Source organism: Kitasatospora sp. NPDC007106, from assembly GCF_040634455.1.
Classification (GTDB): domain Bacteria; phylum Actinomycetota; class Actinomycetes; order Streptomycetales; family Streptomycetaceae; genus Kitasatospora; species Kitasatospora arboriphila.
This window is the reverse complement of sequence record NZ_JBEYFP010000021.1, coordinates 1-16,970: the sequence shown is the minus strand read 5'-3', so window position 1 is coordinate 16,970 and position 16,970 is coordinate 1. Positions and strand designations below refer to the sequence as shown.

17 protein-coding genes, 1 tRNA gene and 2 pseudogenes are annotated in these 16,970 nt (G+C 70.4%); 10 read left to right on the top strand and 10 right to left on the bottom strand.

Going from position 1 to position 16,970, the window contains the following annotated elements; genetic code table 11:
* The first annotated feature begins 39 nt into the window (after nt 1-39).
* Entirely contained in the window at nt 40-429 is a 390-nt protein-coding gene (locus tag ABZ641_RS04550; RefSeq protein ID WP_344622851.1) for a peptidase inhibitor family I36 protein, read from the top strand.
* Nucleotides 430-903: 474 nt separating this feature from the next.
* Here ABZ641_RS04550 and ABZ641_RS04545 read toward each other — a convergent pair whose 3' ends face one another.
* Nucleotides 904-1,623 carry a transglycosylase family protein gene (locus ABZ641_RS04545; RefSeq protein ID WP_359979125.1) on the bottom strand — a complete coding sequence of 240 codons (720 nt, stop codon included), beginning with the start codon at nt 1,621-1,623 and terminating at the stop codon, nt 904-906.
* A gap of 240 nt (nt 1,624-1,863) precedes the next feature.
* Here ABZ641_RS04545 and ABZ641_RS04540 point away from each other — a divergent pair, with 240 nt between their 5' ends.
* Nucleotides 1,864-1,986, top strand: coding sequence for a hypothetical protein (locus ABZ641_RS04540; RefSeq protein WP_359979122.1), 123 nt, complete (start codon nt 1,864-1,866; stop codon nt 1,984-1,986).
* Nucleotides 1,987-2,301: 315 nt separating this feature from the next.
* Here ABZ641_RS04540 and ABZ641_RS04535 read toward each other — a convergent pair whose 3' ends face one another.
* On the bottom strand, nt 2,302-2,703 hold the full coding sequence (locus ABZ641_RS04535) for a hypothetical protein (RefSeq protein ID WP_359979120.1): 402 nt from the start codon (nt 2,701-2,703) through the stop codon (nt 2,302-2,304).
* A gap of 862 nt (nt 2,704-3,565) precedes the next feature.
* Nucleotides 3,566-3,994: an Imm1 family immunity protein gene (locus ABZ641_RS04530; RefSeq protein ID WP_359979117.1), complete on the bottom strand. Its 429-nt coding sequence runs from the start codon at nt 3,992-3,994 to the stop codon at nt 3,566-3,568.
* Between the two features lie 481 nt (nt 3,995-4,475).
* On the opposite strand from ABZ641_RS04530, the gene ABZ641_RS04525 reads away from it, so the two are divergent.
* Nucleotides 4,476-4,766, top strand: a complete 291-nt coding sequence (locus ABZ641_RS04525) for a hypothetical protein (RefSeq protein WP_359979114.1) — start codon at nt 4,476-4,478, stop codon at nt 4,764-4,766.
* A gap of 18 nt (nt 4,767-4,784) precedes the next feature.
* Nucleotides 4,785-5,468: a hypothetical protein gene (locus ABZ641_RS04520; protein ID WP_359979112.1), complete on the top strand. Its 684-nt coding sequence runs from the start codon at nt 4,785-4,787 to the stop codon at nt 5,466-5,468.
* Nucleotides 5,469-5,516: 48 nt separating this feature from the next.
* Here ABZ641_RS04520 and ABZ641_RS04515 read toward each other — a convergent pair.
* Nucleotides 5,517-5,915, bottom strand: a pseudogene (locus ABZ641_RS04515) (NUDIX domain-containing protein); the annotation flags it as partial.
* Between the two features lie 43 nt (nt 5,916-5,958).
* Between ABZ641_RS04515 and ABZ641_RS04510 the strand changes: the two are divergent.
* A pseudogene (locus ABZ641_RS04510) lies at nt 5,959-7,107 on the top strand (tyrosine-type recombinase/integrase).
* Between the two features lie 76 nt (nt 7,108-7,183).
* Here ABZ641_RS04510 and ABZ641_RS04505 read toward each other — a convergent pair.
* The 3 genes from ABZ641_RS04505 to ABZ641_RS04495 all read right to left on the bottom strand — a co-directional run bounded on the left by ABZ641_RS04505 (nt 7,184) and on the right by ABZ641_RS04495 (nt 8,988).
* Nucleotides 7,184-7,257, bottom strand: a tRNA-Pro gene (locus ABZ641_RS04505).
* Between the two features lie 100 nt (nt 7,258-7,357).
* Nucleotides 7,358-8,299: a metallophosphoesterase gene (locus ABZ641_RS04500; protein ID WP_344622848.1), complete on the bottom strand. Its 942-nt coding sequence runs from the start codon at nt 8,297-8,299 to the stop codon at nt 7,358-7,360.
* A gap of 86 nt (nt 8,300-8,385) precedes the next feature.
* Nucleotides 8,386-8,988: a class I SAM-dependent methyltransferase gene (locus ABZ641_RS04495; protein WP_359979109.1), complete on the bottom strand. Its 603-nt coding sequence runs from the start codon at nt 8,986-8,988 to the stop codon at nt 8,386-8,388.
* Nucleotides 8,989-9,147: 159 nt separating this feature from the next.
* Here ABZ641_RS04495 and ABZ641_RS04490 point away from each other — a divergent pair, with 159 nt between their 5' ends.
* On the top strand, nt 9,148-9,603 hold the full coding sequence (locus tag ABZ641_RS04490; RefSeq protein WP_344622846.1) for a GatB/YqeY domain-containing protein: 456 nt from the start codon (nt 9,148-9,150) through the stop codon (nt 9,601-9,603).
* A gap of 108 nt (nt 9,604-9,711) precedes the next feature.
* Here ABZ641_RS04490 and ABZ641_RS04485 read toward each other — a convergent pair whose 3' ends face one another.
* Nucleotides 9,712-11,946 (bottom strand): transglycosylase domain-containing protein, encoded by a 2,235-nt coding sequence (locus ABZ641_RS04485; protein WP_344622845.1) that lies wholly within the window; start codon nt 11,944-11,946, stop codon nt 9,712-9,714.
* Nucleotides 11,947-12,347: 401 nt separating this feature from the next.
* Here ABZ641_RS04485 and ABZ641_RS04480 point away from each other — a divergent pair, with 401 nt between their 5' ends.
* A complete protein-coding gene (locus ABZ641_RS04480; protein WP_043175103.1) occupies nt 12,348-12,671 on the top strand; it encodes a WhiB family transcriptional regulator in 324 nt (107 codons plus the stop codon).
* Between the two features lie 56 nt (nt 12,672-12,727).
* Here ABZ641_RS04480 and ABZ641_RS04475 read toward each other — a convergent pair whose 3' ends face one another.
* Nucleotides 12,728-13,918 carry an ArsA family ATPase gene (locus tag ABZ641_RS04475; RefSeq protein ID WP_359979105.1) on the bottom strand — a complete coding sequence of 397 codons (1,191 nt, stop codon included), beginning with the start codon at nt 13,916-13,918 and terminating at the stop codon, nt 12,728-12,730.
* Complete coding sequence (locus ABZ641_RS04470; RefSeq protein WP_344622843.1) at nt 13,915-14,982, bottom strand: ArsA-related P-loop ATPase; 1,068 nt, start codon at nt 14,980-14,982, stop codon at nt 13,915-13,917. The genes ABZ641_RS04475 and ABZ641_RS04470 overlap by 4 nt, the downstream gene beginning before the upstream one ends.
* A 231-nt stretch (nt 14,983-15,213) precedes the next feature.
* On the opposite strand from ABZ641_RS04470, the gene ABZ641_RS04465 reads away from it, so the two are divergent.
* The 3 genes from ABZ641_RS04465 (at nt 15,214) to ABZ641_RS04455 (ending at nt 16,772) form a co-directional block, all read left to right on the top strand.
* Nucleotides 15,214-15,372 carry a DUF4177 domain-containing protein gene (locus ABZ641_RS04465; RefSeq protein ID WP_095874066.1) on the top strand — a complete coding sequence of 53 codons (159 nt, stop codon included), beginning with the start codon at nt 15,214-15,216 and terminating at the stop codon, nt 15,370-15,372.
* Nucleotides 15,372-15,842 (top strand): RidA family protein, encoded by a 471-nt coding sequence (locus tag ABZ641_RS04460; RefSeq protein WP_344622842.1) that lies wholly within the window; start codon nt 15,372-15,374, stop codon nt 15,840-15,842. Before ABZ641_RS04465 ends, ABZ641_RS04460 begins: the two co-directional genes overlap by 1 nt.
* Before the next feature lie 69 nt (nt 15,843-15,911).
* Nucleotides 15,912-16,772, top strand: a complete 861-nt coding sequence (locus ABZ641_RS04455) for an NUDIX hydrolase (protein ID WP_344622841.1) — start codon at nt 15,912-15,914, stop codon at nt 16,770-16,772.
* The last annotated feature ends 198 nt before the right edge of the window (nt 16,773-16,970 follow it).

The following is a 16,970-nucleotide window of genomic DNA, read 5'->3' as shown; positions in this document are numbered from 1 at the left end:
CACACGCCTGGAACGTCCCATGAAGAGAGGATCAAAGAAATGAAGCGTACCCTCAAGCTCGCCGCAGTGGCCCTGGGCGCTGCCGTGCTCGTCCCCACCCTCGCCACCTCTGCGCAGGCCGCCGTCCGCGACTGTCCGGACGGCAAGTTCTGCCTCTTCTACAACTCGAACGAGCAGGGCTCCCACATCGCGATGTCGTCGAACATTCGCGACCTCGCCGGGTACACCTTCACCAGCCCCGGCAACGGCCAGGGACAGAGCGTCAAGAACAACGCCGCATCGGCTGTCTCCAACGTGTGCATGACGGTCCGGGTGTACTACAACTCGAACTACAGCGGCCCGATGGACATGTTCAACTACCGCAATGCCGCGAACCTGGTCAACACGTACAACGAGAACGCCTCGGTGAGGTTCGCCGAGGACTGCTGAGCCCCACCCACATGGCAACCGGTCGCCGGTACGCGTTCCGGCGTACCGGCGTACCGGAGCCGGGCTTTGACAAAGACCGCGACAACACCGCCGCAGGAGCGCGCAATAGCGTCCGGCTGCCCCACACCTGGCCTACCGCCACATCGGGAGCATCAACGCCCCCGAAGCGAAGCATCAAACAGACTCTCGTCAGGTCGTGTGTCGACACACGGAACTCGATGGGACAGTTGGGCAGTCTGGAAGCCTGCTCGCACAGATGGCGCACAGCTGCGCCGGCCCGCAACTCTCCCGCGGCGTCGAATCCGAGAGAAGGCGCCGTGCTACCTCAACCTGCCCGGGCGGTATGGAGATCGCGCGCCTCGGAGCATCAGCCTCCCCTCGGCGCGGGCACTGGTGCGGTAAGCCGTGGACAGGTGAGTTGCGAGAACACGCCCGACGGGTGAAGGCCGGGCTGGCGGTTTCCGGCGCACAGGCTCAGGGGAGCCGCAGGACCTGGCCGGCAAAAATGAGGTCGGGGTTGTCGCCGACGGTGTCCTGGTTGGCCTGGTAGAGGGCGGGCCAGCCGCCGGGGAGCTGCAGGGTCTGGGCGATTGCGTCCAGGGTGTCGCCGTCCTGGACCACGACGGCGGCGTTGTCCGCAGGTGCGGGGTCGGCGGCCGTGTCCGGTTCGGCGACGGCAGCACTCTGGCCAGCGGCGGGCTTCTCGACGGCGGCCGGCTGCTGTGCCGGTCGCGGCTGAGGGACCGCGTGGTGGGCGCCGGGGCGGCCGGTGCGTGCGCCGCAGGCGGGCCAGGGGGCGAGTCCGCGGCGGGCGGCGAGGTGTTCGGCGACCGCGACCTGCTGCTCACGGGTGGCGAGGTCGGCGCGCGGTGCGTAGGCGGTGCCGCCGTTGGCGCGCCAGGTCTGTTGGTCGAACTGCAGGCCGCCGTAGTAGCCGTTGCCGGTGTTGAGGTGCCAGCGGCCGCCGCTCTCGCAGGCGGCGATCCCGTCCCAGTCGACGCCCTGGCCGCTGGCCGGTGCGGCTTCGGCGGCGGCGTTCGCCGCGGTAGCGACCGTACCTGGGGTACCTGCGACGGCGACGGTACGGTGCGAGGCGGCGCTGGCGGGGGCGGCGGCCGTCCACAGGCCCGCTGCGCAGGCGAGGGCGAGGAGTAGCTGCAGGATCCGGTGGGCGATGGACACGGCGGTGCTCACTCCCCGAGAGGGTTGGCGGTCGGGTGGCCGGTGCCCCGGGGCACCGCACTTCCACCGTTGACACATTCCGCCGCCCGGGCCCGGTCGACATCCCGCAAGGGTCACCCGCCCGGCCGTGCCCGGCCACCCGCTCGCACCACTTCGCTAGAGGCGGCCGCCCGGCCACAGCAGCCGCGTCCGGGCCGGAGGAAGGGGCGGTGTCGTGCGCCCCGGGCCCGCTACTCGCACGTCACCGCCGAGATGCGCCGCACCCTGATGGACGACCTCAGCCGGGTGCGGGAGGAGTCCCTCGCCGTGCGCCGGGAGATGTCGCCGGGCTCGCCGGTGAGGACGCTCGACACCCTGCTGAGGGCCGGTTGGTAGATCCGGCGGGGAGATCCTCCAGGACGGGGTTTCTCCCGGAATTCTCCCGAGAGGTCCCGGAAAGCCAGTCAGGCCCGGTCTCCCTTGCGGGAGACCGGGCCTGACCTGGTCTTACTGGGTCGGGGTGGCGGGATTTGAACCCACGGCCTCTTCGTCCCGAAGCAACCCAGGCATTCACCCGCCATGAGGCGGTGGCACCGTTGACCTGCGTGAAAGTTCCTCGAACGTCGGTGGTCGTCCGTCGAAGTGCGGGGCCGTTGTTACGCAGTTAGACACTCACAGCAGCGCTTGCCGCCTGCGCATCGCTGTCAGCTATCACCAGTCACGCCACTCATCCGTGATCGCATGTCGGTCGATGCCGCGGCGCGCCGTAAGCGCCGGCACATCAATACTGCTGGCTTCCAGCACTTGATCGATGTAGTCGCACAGCTGCTCTCGCTCGCCGGTTTCATAGGCGGCGTGATCGTAGGGCTCGTTGACGGCGTTCAACGCGATCACCACGCGCTTGACCACCTCCAAGACCTGCTCGTCCGAAGGTTCTGCGAGCCCACGGACATCCGTCTCGAAGTCCTGGAGGACAGCATCTGTGGCGACCAAGAGCGCCTCCGGGAAGAGGCTCGCCATACAGGCCTGCTCGGGCTCTAGAGTGCCTGCCGCAAGCTCGCGTGCCTCCTCGGCCACGCCTTCGCGCCAAGTCTTGGACGGTCTGATCATCATGGTCGGACCGTAACCGTCGATGCCGACACCGCCTCCTCCGGAGGGCGGAAGGCAGTCACCTTGAGTGACCTGCGCCAATGGTGCGCCGTCCGCGACTGCCCCCGGTCCTCCGACCTGCGGCACAAGCGTCGATTAACCCCCTGGCCTGCGGGGGAGTGATCGGCGATTGTCGTCGTTGAGTGCCGATGGTTCCCCTCGCGCGGCCCTGAGATGGCCCGACCTACAAGGACGAGTACAGCCCGCCATTGTCCGCCCGCCGCCACAACCGGATGTGCCACTCATTCGCATCTGGCGCCGGCCTCTCCTTAAGGACCGGGTTGGGGCCGGTCTCGATGAGGTGGAGCAGGGTCCATGCGACTCCGTAGCAGTCATCCGGTCCGAAGCAGTCCGCCAGCGCCCGTGCCTCCTCGCCGGTCACGGGCCTGGAGATGGCGACCAACTGTTCATGACGTCTGTCGATCTCCTCTTCGGTGCTGTCCCAGTCAGGGAGGGGACCGCCGGCGATGAACGCCACTACTTCAGGTCGCATCGCATCATGATCTGCTGCTGGGATCGGGGCGGCAAGGGCTCTGGGCTTGGGAATCAACGGGTTTCACGCCGCGAATCAGTATCTGAACTGGGCGAACGCAGGCTGCGCGCGCTCTCCTCCGGATCGCCCCACCCCGCCAATTACCGTGACTGACCGTCCGACCTGGTGCCCATCTGGTGCGGCGCCCGGTAGTCGACTCCTGCCCACGATCTGCTATCTGGCCTTCGTGTCACCTGGGCGGTGCCGTGAGCCGATTAGTGCTGCCACCATGTCGCTTGCGGCCGACAACACCGCCGGAAGCATGTCAGTTGGCGCCTTTCTTCTATCCGGCACTCAGAACTCTTCCTCTTGCCATTCGATGCACGTCGGAATCTTGCCGCCATTGCCGAGAAACTCCTTCACTGCCTGACGGACACGGTGGACAGGGATTTCTGAGCCAGGCATGAACTCCCTCACGTGGCCGAGCAGCATGTATTCGACTATGCCGCGATTCACCGAGCCCTTCGATACGAAATTTTCATCTTCAGCGAAGGTTAGCGCGCCCATCTGGGTGACCCTGTCGAGTCCGATCGCCAGCTCATGATCCGGGTATCCCGATGCCAGCAAGGGGCGGGCAAGAGAATAAACTACGGCACAGTTCTGCTCGTGCCTCCCGTTCAGTAGGGAATCTATGAATGAATCCACTTCATCCGCGCTGTCGACAACATAGTGAGTTCTACCGTGCTCGGACTCAAATTGCACCCGGAATCCGCTGGTCGTCATTCAATACCTCCAAACAGTAGGCCTGTCATCTGGCCCGTATTTTTGTCGCGCCAGTCCACCCTCAGCGTCTTGCTGCCCAGTATGGCCGTTGACCTGCAAGGCATGGCGAGATTCTGCAGCTTACTGCGAGCTAGCAAGCTTCTTGAATTGGCCGGTTGTCGCTGGGGCGACCGATGCCTTCGCGGGTGGTGGAGTCTCAATGACCGAGGTCAAGTGGCCCAGGGAGCCCTGAGCTTGGGAATCAGCGGCCCCTACCCCGCAACCCGGCCTCTGAGCTGGGCAAACGCTGGCTGCGGGCCCTCTCCGCGCGATCGCCCTTCCCCGCCGTTTACCGCGACTGACCGCCCGATCTGGTGCTTATCTGGTGCGACGCAACGCTGCTCGCAACACATGCCCCAGGAGGGTGCCCTCGCGCAGCAGCGCGTTGTGTCGGTGCGCAGTGCTAGTCATGGGGCCGGATGGCTTCGGAGGGGCGGGCGTGGTGGGCAATGAGCTGGTCTGGGACTTCGATCTGGTGTGCAGGGAGGGGTACGACACGTACGAGGACACTGTGTTCGACGTCCGCACCGTAATCGCGGGAATGCCGCAGGACGTCAAAGACGGGTTCCGCCTCGACGACGTGCCCTGGGAGCGTTTCCTGCTAGGCCACGGCGCGGACGGGGAAGCGCCCGCGAAACGGTGGTTGGTGCAGGCTCGCTCCGAGGATGCCCGGACGGTCGACTTCGCGCTGAGCATGCTGTCAGGCCTGATGACCCACCAGACCTCGGTCTAGGCAAGCGCACCGCTGATCGTGCCGTTCCTGCTCCGCCTCGCCGCGGACCCGCAGGCCCACGGCCGCACCCGCGCTCTCGTTACCTCGGTGGCCCGCCAGCAGCACTGGGGGTGGGGCACCCGCGACGAGTTCCTGCTGACGGTCCGGCCGGGCCTGTGCTGTTCGTGTGACGGCTACGCGATGAACTGGGCCATCGAGGCGTCGCGCCACGCTGTCACCGCCGACACCGACCTGCTCCTCGGGCTCCTGCATGATCCGGACCCCGAGATCCGCATCTGGGCCTGCTACACCCTGGCCACCGCCCTGGGGAGCGCCGACCGCATCACCGCCGCCCTTCGCACCCGCCTGGCCGTCGAGCGGGCGCCCGGAGTCCGCGCGAGCCTCGTGCTGGCGGTCGCGGAACTTGCCCGCGAGCGCACCGGCTCGCTCGCCGCCACCTGGCTCGATGCCCTGTGGGCCGACCCCGCCCGCCCAGCGGACGTCCGGGTGCCCGCTGCGCTCGCCTGGCTCTGCCCCGCGGACGGCCCCGTCCCGGACGACCTCCGCGCCACGGTCGACGCCCTTGTGGCCGACGACCTGGCCCCCGTCCTCGGCGATGTGCCGTGGTTCCGACACGTCAATGACGTGAACGGCCTGACCGACACCCTCCGCCAGATGCTCAACGGCGCCGAGCCCGCCACGAACTTTGCTCCGCCGTTCTAACCGACTTGGCCTCGCCGTTGGATACCTATCGGCCAACTAAACAGGACGTCAGCTGGCTTCCTGCTCATCGAACCAGTCACGGCCGTCGTGTGTACGGATGATCGGGGTAGCTTCGTCGCGGAACGCGTCGAGCAGCCGTCGACCGTAGACGTCGGCCATGCGGTTGGACACCTCGGCCGGCGTGAGCCAGTCGACCGCGGTGGACTCGTCGGACAGCTGCTCTGTCCCGCCCTCGGGGTGGCAGCGGAAGACCAGGGCAACGACTCCGCGCGTGATGTTCTTGTAGACGCCGGTGAGCCGCTCGACGCGGACGGTGAGGCCGGTCTCCTCGAAGATCTCGCGGCGCACGCCGTCCTCGACGGTCTCGGTGAGTTCGAGCACTCCGCCGGGCGGCTCCCAGGTGTCGTTGTCGGCGCGCCTGATCGCGAGCACCCGGCCGTCCTCGCGCGACTACGTCGCGCTCCTGGAGCGCGAAGCAAGGGGGAACTGAGTGACCACCCGCCGCAGCAGGGGGAGACGGCGGCCTCCACTGGGACGAGAAGCGCCAGCGCTGGATCGCCACCGCCAACCTGGGCTTCGACCCGAGCGGCAAGCGCATCGTGAAGCGCGGCAGCGGCAGGACCAAGACCGAGGCCAAGAACAAGCTCAAGGAGGTTCTCCGGGACCATGAGGACGGCCTCGCCATCGCGCCCACCAACTACACGGTGGAGAACGCGGTGAACGACTGGCTGACCTACGGCCTCGCCGGACGGGACCAGCGCACCATCGAGACCGCCTCGGTCCTCTGCCGCCTGCACGTGGTCCCCGCCCTCGGCGACCGCAAGCTCCGGGACCTCAGCGCGGAGGACGTGGACCGCTGGCTGGCCGCCAAGGCCAAGACCCTGAGCACCCGCACCCTCCAGGGCCTCCACTCCTGCCTGAACCGGGCCGTGAAGCGCGCCATGGCCCGCGACAAGGTGAAGCGCAACGTGGTGGAGCTGTGCTCCGTCCCCACCGGCCAGCCGGGACGGCCCTCCAAGGCGCTGACGTTCGCTCAGGCCGAGGCGGTGCTCAAGGCCGTCGAGAAGAGCGGCATGTACGCCTACATCGTGGTCTCCCTGCACACCGGGGCCCGGACGGAGGAGCTGCGGGCGCTCACCTGGGACCACGTCTTCCTCAAGGGTCAGCCCGAGGCGACTCCGCCGATCCCGCCGTACATGGCGGTCTGGCACTCGGTCCGGGCCGGCGGGGACACCAAGACCCGGAAGTCCCGGCACACCCTCGCCCTCCCGGCCCGGTGCGTCGAAGTGCTCTGGGACCACTGGGTGGACCAGGGCTGGGACCGTCTGGCGGCCGGCGACAAGTGGGAGGAGAACAACCTCGTCTTCCACTCCGCGGTGGGTAACGAGCTCGACCCGTCCCACGTCCGCCGGGCCTTCCGGGCCGCCATCACCAAGGCGGAGGGCGTCACCGCGGCGGACTGGACCTCTCGGGAGCTGCGGCACAGCTTCCTGCTCTCGGACCACGGAAGATCTCCCGGCTGGTCGGCCATTCGAGCACCGCGGTCACCGAGGAGGTCTACCGGAAGCAGATCCGCCCGGTGATCCAGACGGGGGCGACGGTGATGGACGAACTCTTCAAGCGCGCCCCTGAGGCGTAGTCACGCAGTTAGACACGCAGAACGAGGAAGGGCCCTACCGGATTTCTCCGGCAGGGCCCTTCCTGCAACTACTGGGTCGGGGTGGCGGGATTTGAACCCACGGCCTCTTCGTCCCGAACGAAGCGCGCTACCAAGCTGCGCTACACCCCGGTCCTGCTCTGTTGCCTTCCGTCTCCGGCGCAACGAGTAGAACTCTACAGGAGGTGTGCCGAGAGACGAAATCCGATTCCCCCGGGGGCGCCGGAGCAGGTCAGCGGCCCGGCGTGAGGGTCAGCAGCGTGGCCTCCGGCGGGCAGGCGAAGCGGACGGGGGTGTAGCGGTTGGTGCCGCAGCCGGCCGAGACGTGGAGGTAGGAGCGGTGGCCGCCGGCCTTGTGGGTGGAGAGGCCCTTCACCCGGTCGGTGTCGATGTCGCAGTTGGTGACCAGGGCGCCGTAGAACGGGATGCAGAGCTGTCCGCCGTGGGTGTGCCCGGCGAGGATCAGCGGGTAGCGGTCGGCGGTGAAGGCGTCCAGCACCCGCAGGTACGGGGCGTGCACGACGGCCAGCGACAGGTCGGCGTCCGCGGACGGCCCGCCCGCCACCTTGGCGTACTTGTCGTGCCGGATGTGCGGGTCGTCCAGGCCGGTGAACTCGACGTCGAGACCGGCGATCGTGAGCCGGCCGCGGGCGTTGTTGAGGTTGAGCCAGCCGGCCTCGTCGAAGCCGTCGCGGAGCTTCTGCCACGGGTTGTGGACGGCGCCCTTGATGCCGCGGCGGCCGGAGCCGTCCGGGTTGTTGAGGCCGTGCACGCCCGTCCGCAGCGCGGTGAGGTAGCGGGTGGGGCTCTTGCGGGCGGGCCCGTAGTAGTCGTTGGAGCCGAAGACGTACACGCCGGGGAAGTCCATCAGCGGGCCGAGCGCGTCCAGGGCGGCGGGGACGCCGAGCGGGTCCGAGAGGTTGTCTCCGGTGTTGACCACCAGGTCGGGGCGGAGTCCGGCGAGGCTCTGCAGCCAGCGCTGCTTTTTGTGCTGCCCGGTCACCATGTGGATGTCGGAGACCTGCAGGATCCGGATCGGCCGTGCGCCGCGCGGAAGGATCGGAACCTCGACGCGGCGCAGGCGGAAGGCACGGACCTCGTAGCCTGCGGAGTAGGCGAGGCAGGCGGCGCCGGCGGCGGCGACACCGAGCGGGACGGAGTACAGCGGTCGCATCGGTCCATGCTCTCAGACACCGGTTCGGGTCGTGAACGGGCAGGTCACCGGAGGACGCCCCGGACCGGCCCCGGACCGGCCCCGGATCAGTCCCGGTGCCGGCGGACGGCGACGACGGTGCTGAGGTCGGCGGCGAGCGGCAGGTCGACGGCGCGCAGCGCGGGGTGCTGCAGCCAGTGCAGCCGTGCCTCGTCGGGGCGGCCGTCGAACAGCGGCGGCCAGCCGTCCGTCGGGGTGAAGTCGTCGACCACCAGCACTCCGCCCGGGGTGAGCAGCCGCCCGGGGTCGGCGGCCCCGCCGGTCTTGCCCTGGCCGCCGCCGTCCAGCACCAGCAGGTCGTAGGGGCCGTGGGCGTACAGCTCCGTCCAGTCGGCGGCGAGCACCCGGGCCCGGGGGTCGTCGGCGAACAGCGCCGCGGCCGCCGCGGCCCGGTCCGGGTCGCGCTCGACGCTGACCAGCTCGACTCCGGGCGCGGCCCCGGCGGCGAGCCAGGCCAGCCCGACGCCGTACCCGGTGCCGCTCTCGCCGATCCGCACCCGCGCCCCGCCGGCGAGCACCTGCAGCAGCCGTCCCTGCTCGGGGCGACAGGAGTTCGGAAAGCCGGCCTCCCGTGCGGCCGCCACGGCCCGGGCGACCCTGCTCGGAAGGCCGTCCACGGCCCGGTACGCGTCCGTTCCCGCCATCGCCATGCCGGGATCCTCGCACGCGTCCGTCCGGCCCGTCCGGCGTTCCCGCAGGCCCTTCGGAGGGCCGAGCCGACGTCGCGCCGAGGTAGCCCCGGGGGCGGGCGGCCGGACCCGGGGCAAATTGGTGCGCGGAAAGCGCTCCGGGCTGCGAGGATTTGCGCCATGACGACGCTCAAGCAGCAGCTGCAGGAGGACCTCACGGCTGCGATCAAGGCCCGGGACGAGCTCCGCTCGTCCACGCTCCGGCTGACGCTGTCCGCGGTCACCTCCGAGGAGGTGGCCGGCGACACCAAGCGGGAGCTCTCGGACGACGAGGTGCTCAAGGTGATCGCCCGTGAGGCGAAGAAGCGCCGCGAGGCGGCGACGGCGTTCGAGAACGCCGGTCGCGCCGAGTCGGCCGCCCAGGAGCGCGCGGAGGGCGTGGTGCTCGCCGGGTACCTGCCGCAGCAGCTCTCGGACGAGGAGCTGGCCTCGATCGTCGCCGAGGCGGTGGCGGAGAGCGGTGCGTCCGGTCCACAGGCGATGGGCGCCGTGATGAAGCTGGTCCGCCCGAAGGTGGGCGACCGGGCCGAGGGCGGCCGGGTGGCCGCCGCGGTGAAGGCCGCGCTGGCGGGCTGACCGCAGGCACCGCCCGAGGGGCGGCCTGGGACGACACCTGAACACCGACGCCGGAGGGCGGCCACCCGATGCGGGGTGGCCGCCCTCCGGCGTGGACGGGGCGGTCGCTCAGTGGCGGGGCCGGCCGGTGTTCCCGCCGAACGTGCCGGGCGGCAGGGTGAAGCCGCCGTTGATCAGACCGGTGGCGTTTCCGTTCCCGCCGTTGCCGTTTCCGTTCCCGTTGCCGTTCCCGCCGGTGGTGCCGGGCGGCGGGGCCGGGGACCCGGTGGGCGTCGGGTTGGCCTCGGGGACGTTGACCGTGTCGAAGGTGCTGCGCTTGGTGCCGACGAGGACCTCGTTCATGGCCTTCTGCCAGATCGGGCCCGGGCCGTCGGCGCCGTAGACCGAGGAGTAGTACCGGCCGCCGATGCGGATGTTGCGCATCGAGATGTTGCCGGTGGGGCCGCCGAGCCAGACCGAGGTGGCAAGGTCGGGGGTGTAGCCGGTGAACCAGGCGGCGTAGCGGTTGTCGGTGGTGCCGGTCTTGCCGGCGATCTGGCGGCCGTCCGAGATGTTGATCCCGGAGGCGGTGCCCTTCTCGGTCACGCCGAGCAGCAGGGTGTTGATGCCGTCCGCGGTGGTCTCGGCCATCGCCTGGGAGCAGTCGGCCTTCGGCACCGGGAGCTTCTTGTTGTCGGCGTTGACCATCGAGGTGATCGCGATCGGCTTGCAGTACTTGCCGCGGGCGGCGAAGGCGGCGTAGGCGCTGGCCATGGTGAGCGGGCTGACCTCCTGGGTGCCGAGCACCATGGAGGGGATCTGCTTGATCGGGCTGCCGTTGGCGAGCTTGCCGATGCCGAGCTTGGTGGCCATCTGCTTCATCGCGCAGAGGCCGACCTCCTCCTCCATCTGCACGAAGTAGGTGTTGACCGACTTCGCCATGGCGTCCTTCAGGGCGAAGGGGCCGACCTCGGTGGAGCTCTCGTTCTCGACCGGGACGCCCTTCTCGTTCCAGGTGCCGTCGCAGGTGGTCATCCTGGGGTAGCTCATCTGGTACGGCGAGGGGTACTGCTGGTCGATCGGGACGCCGGACTCCAGCGCGGCCGCGGCGAGGATCGGCTTGAACGTCGAACCGGGGGCGAAGCCGTTGCCGCCGCCCATGGCGGCGTCGACGTTCAGGTTGAGGACGGTCTGGTTCTGCTTGGAGTCCAGGCCGTAGGGGCGGGTCTGGGCCATCGCGAGGATCTCGCCGGTGCCGGGCTTGACCATGGTCATCGCGGCGGAGACCGAGTCGGTCACCTTGACCTTGGTGGTGACCGCTTCGTGCGCGGCCTCCTGCTTGGCCGGGTCGATGGTGGTGTAGATCTTGAGGCCGCCCTGGCTCCACAGCTTCTGGCGGTCGGCCGCGGTCTTGCCGAAGACCGGGTCCTGCTTGACCACATGGCGGACGTAGTCGCAGAAGAAGCCCATGCCGGACTGCGCGGTGATGCAGCCGTTCAGCGGCTCCTTGTACTTGATGCCCAGCGGCGCGGCCAGGGCCTCCTTGGCCTGCTCGGGAGTGATGTGCTTGTACTCCAGCAGCTTGTTGATCACGGTGTCCCGGCGGACCTGCGCCGCCTTGGGGTGCAGCACCGGGTCGTAGGCCGAGGGGTTCTGCACCAGGCCGGCCAGCATGGCGGCCTCGGGGATCGTGAGGTCCTTGGCGCTCTTGCTGAAGTAGCGGTTGGCGGCGGCCTCGATGCCGTACGCCTGGTGCCCGTAGAAGGTGATGTTGAGGTAGTTGGTGAGGATCTGGTCCTTGGTCAGGTCCTCCTCCAACTTGATGGCGATCTTCAGCTCCTTGACCTTGCGGCCGAGGCTCTTGCGGGTGGCGTCCAGGAAGGCGTCCTGGTTGTCGCCGGCCTGCTCGACGAAGACGTTCTTCACGTACTGCTGGGTCAGCGTGGAGGCGCCCTGGGTGGCGGACCCGGCCTCGGCGTTCTTGGTGGCCGCGCGCAGCACGCCCTTGAGGTCGACGGCGCCGTGCTCGTAGAACCGGTTGTCCTCGATGTCCACCTGGGCCTGGCGCATGATCGGCGCCATCTGCTCCTTGGTGAGGATGGTCCGGTCGCGGTCGTAGACCTTGGCGATCACGCCGCCCTTGGAGTCGTAGATCGTCGACGCCTGGGAGAGGGCGGGGGTGGTGAAGTCGCTCGGGATGTCGTCGAAGCTGTCCGCGGTGTCCTTGGCGGTCAGACCGAGCGCGCCCACGGCCGGCAGGGCCATCCCGGCCACCAGGATCCCGGCCAGCACGCTGGTGCCCAGGAGCTTGATGCCGAGGCCTGCCTTGTCGAGTACGGAGCCCGCGGGTCGCTGAGTCGCCATGGGGAGAACACTACGTCGCCGATTCCCGTACAGGGGGGCAGGTGTTCGCCTACGCTTGTCACAGAACTGCGACAGCTTCTCTCTGTGCATCGTCATCACTCTTGTGAGTGATGAGGTTTGTCCAATTTGCGCCGGTTTGTTGTCGGCTGTCCGGGTGTGACGGGCGGTGCCTGCTTGCACAGTGTGACGAAAGTGGCAGAACCGGTCCTGGCAAGCCCCGCGACCTGCGATCACTCCAACGAGTGAGCTTCCAGGCACCCATAGTCCGATTGGGCCATCTGAGATTGAGCCCGAAGGGGCTGTTGCTCGCTGCCGTTCTTCCGTAACGTCCTCAACTGGCAGCGGTGAATATGCCGTTGCCGCCGTGGGGGAGCCCCGATTCGGGAGAGGACGGCGCCGAAATGGGCTGGGTGGACGACTGGAGTGCGCAGGCGGCCTGCCGCACGAGTGATCCGGACGAGCTGTTCGTGCAGGGGGCGGCACAGAACCGCGCCAAGGCCGTGTGCAGCGGCTGCCCGGTGCGGACGGAGTGCCTCGCCGACGCACTGGACAACCGGGTGGAGTTCGGCGTCTGGGGAGGGATGACCGAGCGCGAGCGCAGGGCACTGCTCCGCCGCAGGCCCACGGTGGTCTCGTGGCGCCGGCTGCTGGAGACGGCCCGCACCGAGTACGAGGCCTCGCTGGCCACCGGTGTGGTGCTGACGGACTACGCGCAGGCGGGCTGACGGGCGGCGGACCGACGGTCCGCCCCCGGCGGCACGCCACCACACCTGGCGGGCGCTCAGCTCACCGCGCCCGCGGGGTCGGTGGTCCCCAGGCGGTCCCCGACGGTCCGCAGCCCGTCCAGGTCGTGCACGTCGCCGGCCAGCGCGGCCACCTCGACGATCGGCACGTCCGGGTAGACCGACACGAACCGGTCGCGGGTACGACGCTCCCGCGACATGATCTGCATCCGCTCGGCGTGCAGCCTCAGCAGCCCCGCCGCCAGCGTCTCCGCAGCCACCGTCGAGGTCTGCGAGCCGTTCTCCTCCAGCGCCTCCGCCGCCGCCAGGGCCCGCTCCGCGGTCAGCTGCGGCGCCCCCGTGCTGTGCACCCGGTTGAGCACCAGTCCCGCCAGCGGCATCTCGTCCGCGGCCAGCCGGTCCACGAAGTACGCCGCCTCGCGCAGCGCGTCGCGCTCCGGCGCAGCCACCACCAGGAAGGCCGTACCCGGCGCCTTGAGCAGCTGGTACGTGCGGTCGGCGCGCTCCCGGAAGCCGCCGAACATCGAGTCCATCGCCGCGACGAAGGTCTGCACGTCCGTCAGCAGCTGGGCGCCGAAGATCTTGCCGAGCGTGCCGGTGAGCAGGCCCATCCCCACGTTCAGGAACTTCATCGCACTGCGCCCGCCGACCTTCGCCGGCGCCGTCAGCAGCCGGATCACCTTCCCGTCCAGGAAGGAGCCCAGCCGGCTCGGCGCGTCCAGGAAGTCCAGCGCCGACCGGGACGGCGGGGTGTCCACCACGATCAGGTCCCAGCGGTCCTCGGCCCGCAGCTGGCCGAGCTTCTCCATCGCCATGTACTCCTGCGTACCGGCGAACCCGGCCGACAGGGACTGGTAGAAGGGGTTCTCCAGGATCGCCTTCGCCCGCTCCGGCTCGGCGTGGGCCAGCACGACCTCGTCGAAGGTCCGCTTCATGTCGAGCATCATGGCCTGCAGCTCGCCGGGCCCCTGCGCGCCCTTCACCACCCGCGGGGTGTTGTCCAGTTCGGTCAGGCCCATCGACTGGGCGAGCCGGCGGGCCGGGTCGATCGTCAGCACGACGACCTTCCGGCCGCGCTCCGCGGCCCGCAGCCCGATCGCCGCCGCCGTGGTCGTCTTGCCGACGCCGCCGGAGCCGCAGCACACCACGATCCGGGTCTCCGGGTCGTCGATCAGCGCGTCCACGTCCAGCGCGGACGTCGTCCGCTCCTTGCGGGTGCCCGCCGTCATGCCGCCCCCTGCCGCTTCAGCTCGCCCGCCAGCCGGTACAGCCCGCCCAGGTCCACGCCCTCGCCGAGCAGCGGCAGCTCGTACGTCGGCAGCTTCGCCCGCTGCAGGTCCGCGCGCTGCGCGCGCTCCAGCTCGACCCGCTCGGCGTGCTCCCTGGCCTGCTCCAGCAGCGGGGCGAGCAGCGGCTCCACCGCGGCCCGGACCGTCTCCGGTTTGCGCGAGCGGCCGCCCAGCCCGGCCTCGCCGAGCGCCACGGCGACCTCCTCGCGGTGGTCGCCGTCGACGGCCGCCACGGCCGCCGCGTCCAGCACCGGCGGCCGGACCATGTTGACCATCACCCCGCCCACCGGCAGCTGCGCCGCCCGCAGGTCAGCGATGCCGTCCACGGTCTCCTGCACCGGCATCTCCTCCAGCAGCGTCACGAAGTGCACCGCCGTCTCCGGGGACTTCAACACCCGCATCACGGCCTGCGCCTGACCGTGGATCGGGCCGAACCTGGCCAGCCCGGCCACCTCCTCGTTGACGTTGAGGAAGCGGGTGAGCCGCCCGGTCGGGGGCGCGTCCATCACGATCGCGTCGTACGCCCGGCGGCCGTCCGGGCCCTTGCGCCGGGCCGCCTCGCAGGCCTTGCCGGTCAGCAGCACGTCCCGCACGCCCGGTGCGACGGTGGTCGCGAAGTCGACGAAGCCGACCTTCTGCAGCGCCTTCCCGGCCCGGCCCAGCTTGTAGAACATCTCCAGGTACTCGAGCAGCGCCAGCTCGGTGTCGATCGCCAGCGCGTACACCTCGCCCTGGCCGGTGCCGGGCAGGCCCAGACGGGACGGCGAGACGGTGGCGACCTTGCGCTCCTCGTAGGGCAGCGCGGCCATCCCGAACAGCTCGGCGATGCCCTGCCGCCCCTCGACCTCGATCAGCAGGGTCCGCCCGCCCTCGGCGGCCAGCGCCAGGGCCAGCGCCGCCGCGACGGTGGTCTTCCCGGTGCCGCCCTTGCCGCTGACGACGTGCAGCCGGACCCCCTCCCAGTCGGGGTCGGCCTGCGCCGATGGGCCGGGGGTGCTCGCCACGCTCCGTCTCCGTCCTGCGTCGACCGGGCACCGCAACGGGTGCCCCCTCCTTGGCGAGGGTAACCAGCCGACGCCGCCGATGGCGGGACCATCCGGGTGCCCGGCCGGATTCATGCCCCCTTTGTGTCCCACCTCACACCGCGGCCCGCCGCGGGCGACCCGCCGCGGGCCCGGGCCGCCCGCCCCGTGGCGTCGCCGGGCCCGGTGGCCGGACGGTCTAGAGTCACCCCCATGACCAAGTGGGAATACGTCACCGTGCCGCTTCTCGTGCACGCCACCAAGCAGATCCTGGACACCTGGGGCGAGGACGGCTGGGAGCTCGTCCAGGTCGTGCCCGGCCCGAACAACCCCGAGCAGCTCGTGGCCTACCTCAAGCGGGAGAAGAGCTGATGAGCAAGGTTGAGGAGAAGCTGGCCGAGCTCGGCCTGACCCTCCCCGAGGTGGCCCCGCCAGTGGCGGCCTACGTGCCGGCCGTCCGCTCCGGCGACCACGTCTTCACCTCCGGCCAGCTGCCCATGGTGGCCGGCAAGCTCCAGCACACCGGCAAGGTCGGCGCCGAGGTGACGCCCGAGCGCGCCAAGGCGCTCGCGCAGATCTGCGCGCTGAACGCGCTCGCCGCGGTCAAGTCCGTGATCGGCGACCTCGACCGCGTCGAGCAGGTCGTCAAGGTGGTCGGCTTCGTCGCCTCCGCCCCCGACTTCACCGGCCAGCCCGCCGTGGTCAACGGCGCCAGCGAGCTGCTCGGCGAGGTCCTCGGCGAGGCCGGCGTGCACGCCCGCAGCGCCGTCGGCGTCGCCGTCCTGCCGCTGGACGCCCCGGTCGAGGTCGAGATCCAGGTCCGGGTGCGGACCGGGGCCTGAGCCCCCGAACAGCACCGGGCGGGGGTGGGCCCTGTCCAAGCCCACCCCCGCCCGCTTAGCATCCGGGGCATGGATGACCGCGCACCGTCGACCCCCATGCCGCCCGGCTGGCCCGCCCGGATCCGGGCCCTCGCCGCCGGCGAGCTGACCCCGGCCGAGCCCAGGGCCGCGGCCACGGTCGTGCTGCTGCGCGACACCGCCGACGGCCCCGAGGCCTACCTGCTGCGCCGCCGCACCTCGATGGCGTTCGCCGCCGGCATGTACGCCTACCCCGGCGGCGGCGTCGACCCCCGGGACGCCGACGCCGAGATCGCCTGGGCCGGCCCCCCGCCCGAGGAGTGGGGCGCACGCCTCGGCACCGACCCCCGGACGGCGCAGGCCGTCGTCTGCGCGGCCGTCCGGGAGACCTTCGAGGAGTCCGGCGTGCTGCTCGCCGGCCCCGACGCGGACTCCACCGCCGAGGCCCGCGACTGGTCCGCCGAGCGGGCCGCGCTGGAGGCCCGCGAGTTCTCCTTCGCCGAGTTCCTGCACAAGCACGGCCTGGTGCTGCGCAGCGACCTGCTCGGCGGCTGGGCCCGCTGGATCACCCCGGAGTTCGAGGAGCGCCGCTTCGACACCTGGTTCTTCGTGGCCGCGCTGCCCGCCGGACAGGCCGCCGCCTCAACGGTCGGCGAGGCCGACCGGGTGGCCTGGCTCGCCCCCGCCGAGGCCGTCGCCGGACACGCCGAGGGCCGCTACGGGATGCTGCCGCCGACCGTGACCGTGCTGCGCGAACTGCTGCCGGTGCGGTCCGCCGCCGAGGCCCTGGCCGCCGCCGGCCCGCGCACCGTCACGCCCGTCCTGGGACGGGCCGAGGTCGACGGCGACCGAATGACCGTCCGCTGGCCCGGGTATGACGAGCTGACCATCGACGGAGACTTCCCGGCGTGATCCCACGCCGGGCGACCCACCCGAACACACGGAAGGACACTGGCCGATGAACCACAACGACGTGGCTCGCCGGACGGAGCACGACCTGCCCGCCCGCAGCATCACCCCCAAGGCCGTCGCCTGCGACGGCCACGTCGAGGAGCGCACCGCTCCGCGCAGGCTCACCCGCGCGCTGCCGGCGCGCAACCTGGTGCGCGA

What these genes read in the sequence shown, in the direction of transcription:
- ABZ641_RS04475 (WP_359979105.1), bottom strand. Translation starts at nt 13,918, where the DNA reads ATGACGGCGGGCACCCGCAAGGAGCGGACGACGTCCGCGCTGGACGTG.
- ABZ641_RS04550 (WP_344622851.1), top strand. Translation starts at nt 40, where the DNA reads ATGAAGCGTACCCTCAAGCTCGCCGCAGTGGCCCTGGGCGCTGCCGTG.
- ABZ641_RS04495 (WP_359979109.1), bottom strand. Translation starts at nt 8,988, where the DNA reads ATGGCGATGGCGGGAACGGACGCGTACCGGGCCGTGGACGGCCTTCCG.
- ABZ641_RS04460 (WP_344622842.1), top strand. Translation starts at nt 15,372, where the DNA reads ATGAGCAAGGTTGAGGAGAAGCTGGCCGAGCTCGGCCTGACCCTCCCC.
- ABZ641_RS04455 (WP_344622841.1), top strand. Translation starts at nt 15,912, where the DNA reads ATGGATGACCGCGCACCGTCGACCCCCATGCCGCCCGGCTGGCCCGCC.
- ABZ641_RS04530 (WP_359979117.1), bottom strand. Translation starts at nt 3,994, where the DNA reads ATGACGACCAGCGGATTCCGGGTGCAATTTGAGTCCGAGCACGGTAGA.
- ABZ641_RS04540 (WP_359979122.1), top strand. Translation starts at nt 1,864, where the DNA reads ATGCGCCGCACCCTGATGGACGACCTCAGCCGGGTGCGGGAGGAGTCC.
- ABZ641_RS04465 (WP_095874066.1), top strand. Translation starts at nt 15,214, where the DNA reads ATGACCAAGTGGGAATACGTCACCGTGCCGCTTCTCGTGCACGCCACC.
- ABZ641_RS04490 (WP_344622846.1), top strand. Translation starts at nt 9,148, where the DNA reads ATGACGACGCTCAAGCAGCAGCTGCAGGAGGACCTCACGGCTGCGATC.
- ABZ641_RS04485 (WP_344622845.1), bottom strand. Translation starts at nt 11,946, where the DNA reads ATGGCGACTCAGCGACCCGCGGGCTCCGTACTCGACAAGGCAGGCCTC.
- ABZ641_RS04500 (WP_344622848.1), bottom strand. Translation starts at nt 8,299, where the DNA reads ATGCGACCGCTGTACTCCGTCCCGCTCGGTGTCGCCGCCGCCGGCGCC.
- ABZ641_RS04480 (WP_043175103.1), top strand. Translation starts at nt 12,348, where the DNA reads ATGGGCTGGGTGGACGACTGGAGTGCGCAGGCGGCCTGCCGCACGAGT.
- ABZ641_RS04535 (WP_359979120.1), bottom strand. Translation starts at nt 2,703, where the DNA reads ATGATGATCAGACCGTCCAAGACTTGGCGCGAAGGCGTGGCCGAGGAG.